General features: G+C 71.1%; 5 protein-coding genes and 1 pseudogene. 1 reads left to right on the forward strand and 5 read right to left on the reverse strand.

Features of this window, described 5'->3' with window-relative positions:
- The 5 genes from ACY0I8_RS14810 to ACY0I8_RS14830 form a co-directional block, all read right to left on the reverse strand.
- A partial coding sequence (locus ACY0I8_RS14810; protein ID WP_461395357.1) for a PAS domain-containing protein occupies positions 1 to 929 on the reverse strand: 929 nt, incomplete at its 3' end.
- 25 nt (positions 930 to 954) lie between these two features.
- Complete coding sequence (locus ACY0I8_RS14815; RefSeq protein ID WP_461395358.1) at positions 955 to 1,359, reverse strand: bacteriohemerythrin; 405 nt, start codon at positions 1,357 to 1,359, stop codon at positions 955 to 957.
- Between the two features lie 98 nt (positions 1,360 to 1,457).
- On the reverse strand, positions 1,458 to 2,507 hold the full coding sequence (locus tag ACY0I8_RS14820) for a Tll0287-like domain-containing protein (protein WP_461395359.1): 1,050 nt from the start codon (positions 2,505 to 2,507) through the stop codon (positions 1,458 to 1,460).
- 9 nt (positions 2,508 to 2,516) lie between these two features.
- The gene (locus ACY0I8_RS14825; RefSeq protein ID WP_461395360.1) at positions 2,517 to 4,349 is read right to left on the reverse strand and encodes a methyl-accepting chemotaxis protein; all 1,833 of its coding nucleotides are present in this window, start codon (positions 4,347 to 4,349) and stop codon (positions 2,517 to 2,519) included.
- A 97-nt stretch (positions 4,350 to 4,446) separates the two neighbouring features.
- Positions 4,447 to 5,322, reverse strand: a complete 876-nt coding sequence (locus tag ACY0I8_RS14830; RefSeq protein WP_461395361.1) for a chemotaxis protein CheW — start codon at positions 5,320 to 5,322, stop codon at positions 4,447 to 4,449.
- Positions 5,323 to 5,553: 231 nt separating this feature from the next.
- On the opposite strand from ACY0I8_RS14830, the pseudogene ACY0I8_RS14835 reads away from it, so the two are divergent.
- Positions 5,554 to 6,975 (forward strand): annotated as a pseudogene (locus ACY0I8_RS14835) (hypothetical protein); the annotation flags it as partial.

Below are 6,975 nucleotides of genomic sequence, written 5' to 3' on the forward strand. Positions count from 1 at the left end.
AGCCGCCCGGCGCCGTCCCGAAGCGGCGCGGCCAGGACGTCCCAGACGACGGGCCGGCCGTTCTCGTCCGCACCGCGGCGCGTCGCCCGGACCGTCACGCCCTGCTCCAGTGCCGCGGCCGCCACGCAGCCCCCGTCCTCGCACCAGGGTGCGGAGTCGCCCCGGACGTCCCCACAGCACACTCCCCCGTGCCGTTCCGCCTGGATGCCGGCGGCCCGGTTCGCATCGAGGACCCGCAGTTCCGGATCGAGAACGGCGACCCGGTCCGGGATGGCGTCCAGGACCCCCCGCAGGAACAACCGGTTTCGCTCGGCCCGGTTCCGTTCCCGCTCGAGGTAGGTCACGAGAAGCCCCACCGCCGTGGCGAGCCCGAGCACCGCCCCCAGGGCGTACCCCCACGGCGCGGCCCAGGGCAGCCGGGCCAGGAACGGATAGTCCCATTTGTGGATCGCCCAGAGGAGAAAGGCGGTCCCCGTGAGCCGGGCCGGCCCTTCCGCGTCGGCGAGCCGTCCCCGTTTCGAGAGCAGCGCTCGGCCGGCCTCCCAGTTCACGAAGCCCAAAAACGCGAACGTTGGGAGCGTGTAGACCGCGAACGGCACCGAAAGCGAGGGCCCCGCCGCGACCCAGGCCGAAAGCGCCGCGCCCGTCGCGACCCAGCCCCGGGCCAGCCGCTTCCCCTGGAACTCCCGCACGCCCCGAAAGAGGAGCACACCGCTCCACAGGGCGAACATCTGGTTGGCCACCCTCCAGCCCGGACCGGCCGCCCCCAGCGCCACCGGGACCAGGGCGGCGAACCGAAGCGTGTAGAGGCCCCAGCCCCAGGTCCAAACCCCGAGGAACGGCTCCCGGTACCGGACGAACAGGTAGCCGTAGACGCCCACGAGGAAGAGGGAACCCAGGAGCGGCGGGACGATCCAGGTCGGAGACACGGCGGTTCCCCCGACGCCGGCGGCGCTACGCCACGCCCTTCTCCCGCAGGAACGCGCCGAGCTTCTGGTCGATCCCCAGGATGTGGTCCCGGAGCCAGTCCATCACCCGGTGCTGCACCTGGATGGTGACGGAGAGCTTCTCGGGGTTTCGGTCGTACTCGGCCGCAAGCGCCCCGAAGTCCTTCTTGAACGCCTCGTGGACCGCCTTGTGCTCGGCGTAGCCCGGGTAGCCGTGCCGCTGCATCAGGGCCTCCTCGGTGGCGAAGTGCTCCACGGCGTACTTCCCCAGGAACGCCAGCACGTCACCGATGATCTGGCGGCCCTTCCCCGCTTTCATGGCGTCCATCAGCTCGTTCACCTGGCGGATGAGCTCCTTGTGCTGGGCGTCCACCTTGGCGATCCCCGTGGCCATCTTGGCTTCCCACTGCATCGGCTCCCTCCTGTGAATGGGGTGAAAGGGGTTGGGTTTCGCGTCCCCGCCGGTGCGAGGTGCGGTTTGACACGTATCGCGCGTTCCGGCCTCCCGCTTTAGCCCTTTCGGTCCGTTCCCTTTCCGGGGCGGAGTTCCGGGTAGAGCCGCTCCAGGCATTCCGGGCACAGGCCGTGGCTGAACTGGGCGTGGCTTCGCTCCATCACGTAGGTCTCCACGGGCACCCAGGCCTCGGGATCCCCGGGATCGCCCCCCTCCTGCCGGATCTTCTTGCAGGCCGCGCAGATGGGCAGGAACCCCTCCAGCACCCGCACCCGCCCCAGGGCGGTCTCCAGGGCCTTCGCCCGGGCGCGAAGCCGCGCCCCGAGCCACAGCACCGCCCAAAGCCCGGCCGCGAGCACCACGGCGTGGCCCGCGACCAGCCGGAAGGCACGCGCCCGCCGGTGGGCGGCGAAGGGCTCGTAGTCCAGCACGATGCTGAGACCGCCGCGCAGATCGCCCTCGCGGTAACCCTGCTTGGCGTGGCAGGTGAGGCACCCGGGTTCCACGAAGAGCGGCCGCAGATACTCGAACTCCCGCCGGCCGTCCGGTCCTGCGGCGACCCGGCCCCAGTCGCCTGGGCCGCCGGCCGACACCGCGGCCAACGCCTCCACCTCCCACCCCCCGGGCCGGTTCCCGGGCCGCAGGGGCCGGTCGCTCACCAGCCGGATCCGGACCCCTGCCGAGGGCGGCAGGCGCGCGGCCACGAGCCGCGTCAGGTACGCCGGGTTCACCTTGGTGAGCCGCCGCCCCAGGCTGTCGGTCACGTCCCGGTCGGGCGCGTCGAGGTACGGGTTGGGGGCCAGCCTCGGCCCGGCCGGGGCGTACACGCCGCCCTGTTCGGCCGTCCACGCCCGCAGGGCCACCACGGTGTCGGCCACCCCCCGGGCGGCCACCCAGGCCAGTTCCTCGGCGTGGCGGGACTCCCACCAGAGATTCCACCCCAGGGACCCGGCCACGACCAGGACGAGGATCCCCGTCGAGAGGAGCGTTTGCCAAGAGGCCCAGCGGGCGGCGGCCCGGGCGGCCTCCCGCACCGGCTCGGGCCCCTCCGGCGCGTCCGGCGGTGGAACCGCCGGTTCCCGGGCCTGCGGCTCGTGTGACACCATGGTTGTCTCCTATGTGCGAAACCGGTCGGTGAGGCTTCGCAGCTCGTCGGCCTTCCGGGCCAGGGTCTCGGCCGTGCGGGCGATCTCGTCCCCGGCCCGGGTGTTCTCCCCCACCCCCTGGGCGATCTGGTCGAGGTTCATCGCCAGGTTCTCGATGGTGGCCGTGAGCTCCTCGGTGGCCGCCGCGATCTGCTCCACCTGGGCCGCCGCCCCCGACGCCTCGGCCTCCACCTCCGTCATGGCCCCGGCCGCCTCCTGCCCCAGGGCCTTCCCCGCCTCCACCTCCCTCACCCCTTCCGTCATGGCCGCCACGGCCTTCTGGGTCTCCCCCTGGATCCCGGCGATGGTCCGGGCGATCTCCTGGGTCGCCTTCACCGTCTTCTCGGCGAGCTTTCGCACCTCGTCGGCCACCACCGCGAACCCCCGGCCGTGCTCCCCGGCCCGGGCCGCCTCGATCGCCGCGTTCAGGGCCAGGAGATTGGTCTGGTCGGCGATGTCCTCGATGGTGCGGATCACCACGTCGATCTTCTCGGCCTCGGCCCCCAGTCCCTCCACCACCCGGCCGGCGCCGGCCACCACCTCGGCGATCCGCCCCAAGGCCTCCTCGGTCTCGCGCACCTTCCCGGCGGCCTCCTGGGCCTTCTCCCGGGCCCGGCCCGAGGCCTCGGCCACCCCCGAGGCGTTCCGGGCCACCTCGTGCACCGTGGCCCCCATCTCCTCGCCGCTCGCCGCCAGGGCCTGGGTCTGCTGCGACACCTCCTCGTTGCTCGCCGCGATTTGGGTGGTGGTGGTCGACAACTCCTCGCTCACGGCCGCCATCTCGGCCGCCGAGTCCTTCACCTGGTCCACCATGTACCGGACCTTGTCCGCGAAGATGTTGAACCAGTTGGCCAGTTCGTCGAACTCGTCGCGCTCGGCCGCTTGGAACACCTCGCATTCCTCGCAGGACTTGACCTTACCCGAGAGCACCCCCGGGCACTGGATCTTCTCGCGGATGAGCTGCATGGATCCCACGTGGCTCCAGCAGGCCTCCCGCTTGCCGAACGAGGCGCACTCGTCGTGGCCGCAGTTCTTGGCCTTGGAGCAGTCCACGTAGTTGAGGGGCAGCCGCTTCGTGAGATCCCCCTCGCCCTCGGCCATGTCCTTCAGCAGCGCCACGAACCGCCGGATCCGCCGGGTCACGAGCCCCGCCTGGAGGAACCAGGTGCCAAGCCCGGCCGCCACGAGCCCCGCGAGGCCCGCCAGCGCCCCGGTGCGGATGCCGGCCCGCCGGGCCCCGGCCACGAAGGCCGCCGTCTCCTCCCGGGCCTTCACCACGTCGGCCACGCTGAACCGCACGTAGAGCGCCCCGGCCAGGTCCCCGGGCTTCACCCCGTCGTGGCATTCGAGGCACCGCTCCTCGTACCGGTGAGCCCGGATCACCGTGATCTCGGCGCCCTCGGGGACCTCCACGGGCTCGGTGGCGGCCGCGGCCTTTCGGAACGCCTCGGCGTCGATGTCCCGGTCCACCGACTCCTCGCGGCTCGCGTAGGCGATCTTGCCCTCGGGGTCGGTGAGCCCGACCTCCACCACGCCCTCCACCTTGCCGAGGTCGGACAGGAGTTCCTCGAACACGTCCATCTCGCCGCGCTCCACCGACCCCTTGGTGCCGGCCTCCAGGCTCGAAAACACGCTTCGGGCCCGGGCGATGCCGGCGGCCTCGAGGGCCCCAGTGCTCTGTTCGCCCAGCGCCTCCAGGGCGCTCATGGATCTCGCCGTGGAAACCCAGGCGCTCGCCCCGAAGGCGAGCGCGAGCACGATCACCAAAAACCCGCACACCTTGGCCTGGATGCCGATCCGCATGGAAGAAACCTCCCTCTCCGAACAACGTTCCCACGACGAAGGGGACGCCCTTCCCCGGCGCCCCCGACCCGTTTTCCCTCGCGCGGGGTACCCCGCGTCACCCGAACAGGATCCGGTCCACCGCCTCCACGAGATGGGGCAGGTCCGGCTTGCACAACTGGGCCGTGGCCCCCAGGGCCTCCCCCTTCCGCCGCATCTCCTCGTGGATCATGGAGGAGTAGAGCACCACCGGGAGATCCCCCAGGGCCTCGTGCGCCCGGATGCGGCGGAGCAGGTGGTGCCCGTCCATGCGGGGCATCTCGATATCGGTGATCACGAGGTCCGGCGGGGTCTGCGCCTCCAGGGCCTCCCACGCGGCCTGCCCGTCTGGCACCGCCGTCACCCGGTACCCGGCCCCCCCCAGGCGGTCCACGAGGAGCTTTCGGACCATGGCCGAGTCCTCCGCCACCAGGATGGACCGGCCCCGGCGACGCTCGTCCGGGGCGGTGCGGGCCTCGGCCTCGTCCTCCGGCAACACCTCGGAGGTGATCCGCTCGAAATCGAGCATGAGAACCAGCCGCTCACGGTTCTCGCCGAGGCGAAGGAGCCCCACCACCGCGCGGGACCCGGTGAGCGTGGTGCCGGACAGCGGCTCCATGTCGGCCCAGCTCAAGCGATGGATCCGGCTCACCCCGTGAACCCAGAGCCCGACCCGCCGCCGGTTGAACTCGCAGACGATCACCTTGCTGCGGCGGGTGTCCTGGGGCGACGCCACGCCCAGCCAGGCCCCGAGGTCGATCAGGGGAAACACCTCGTCACGGTTGCGGAACAGCCCCTTCACGCAGGCGTGGGCCTCCGGAAGGGGCGTGGTGGGCCCGGGGTTCACGATCTCGCGCACCTTCGCGACGTTGATCGCGTAGGCCGTCCCATCCACAAGGAACTCCACCACTTCCAGCTCGTTCGTTCCCACCTCGGTGAGGATGTTCGAAACCATTCGAGGGTCCCTCCGATGCCGGGTCCGTGCCGGGGGGACACGGGACATTTACGCACAGCCAACCTGAATAATCGGCCTTCCCCGCGCCCGACTTTAGCCCCCCGGATCTTTCTGCATACCTTCCAAACCGTCATTTGGCACAAACCATGTTCTAAAGTCTCGGCGCTTCCGTGCCGATTCGGGGCCGAGTGACGGAGTGTCGGAGAACTCTCGAACCAAGGAGGTTCCAACGTGCGACGGATTCGCCTCTCCCTGCGCGGAAAGTTCCTGGCGGTCATGGGACTCAGCCTGGGCGGCTTTGCCGGGCTCGCGTGGCTCGTGATCCCGGCGCTCCGGGGTACCGGGCTGGCGGCCCAACGGGCAGAGGACATGGTCCACCTGGTCAACGAGGTGACGGCGGCCGAACTGGGGGTGCTCGACCTCGCGGATGCCGCCCGGCGGCTGACCGACGACGACGCCGACCCGTTCCTGGACCGTGTGAAGCAGGTGGGAGCCACCCAAGCCGGCCAGGTCGCGACCCTCGCGAAGGGGGAAGGGAACGCCGAACTCGCCGACCCTATTGGCGCCTTTCTGGAAACCCACGGGCGGTTCGTCGCGAAGCTCGCCGACTGGGTCGCGGCGCAAAAGATCCTGGGGTTTTCCGCGTCGGCCGGACTACGGGGCGAACTGGCGTCGAGGGAAGAGGCCGTCGTGGCAGCGATGGGGTGGATGAGCGTGATCCGCGACCCCCTGTTCCAGGCCAAGGACGCCCTGAACCGCTTCTTGGTCACCGGGGATGCGGAGGCCCTGGCCCGGTTCCGTTCCGGGCTGGACGGGATCCAGGGGCAGATGGAAACCATGAACCTGGCGTCCACGAAGACGGCGGACGGAAGGACGTGGGCTAAGGTCTTCGCCCAGTACCGCACAGCCGCCGAGAAGGTGATCGAGGCCCAGGGACGGGCCCGGGACGCGCGCTCGGCCATGCTTTTCGCCCTGGACGCCACGCGAAACGCCGCCGCCTCGGTCCGCGAACGGGTGGACCGGCGCCTGGCCGCGGCGAGCGAGGGGGTGCGCCGGTCGGTCGTCCGGGCGGAACGGCTCACGGCGGCCGGCGGGGCGGGCCTTTCCGCCGTCCTTCTGGGGCTCCTGGGGTGGCTCGGCGTGACCACGGTGCGGCGGATCAACCGGGTGTCCGGCCTCCTCGAGGACATGGCCCTGGGCGACGGGGACCTGTCGCGGCGGCTGCCCCAGGTCTTTCCGGTTTGCTCCGAGGTGATGCACTGCGACGACCGGGAGTGCCCCTCGTTCGGGATCGACGACCCGTGCTGGTCCGCCGTGGGGAGCCTCCAACTCGGGGCCGAGGAGATCCGCTGCCGTCAGCTCCGAGACGGCACGGTGGACGAGTGTCCCAACTGCGACGTTTACCGCCGAACCCGGGCGATGGAGCGAGACGAACTCGACCGCCTCTCCCACTGGTTCAACCTCTTCGCGGACCGGGTGCGCCACGTGGTCCGCCGGGCCGCCGGGGCCAGCCAGGAACTGGCCCGGCTCGCCGAGGAACTCGCCTCGGCCATCCTGGAGATCGCAAGTAGCAACGAGCAGGTATCCCAGCAAACCCAGGCCCTGGCCGCGAGCGGCGAGGAGATGGGGGCCACCGTGAACGAGGTGGCCCGC

The organism is Deferrisoma sp. (genome assembly GCF_054681715.1).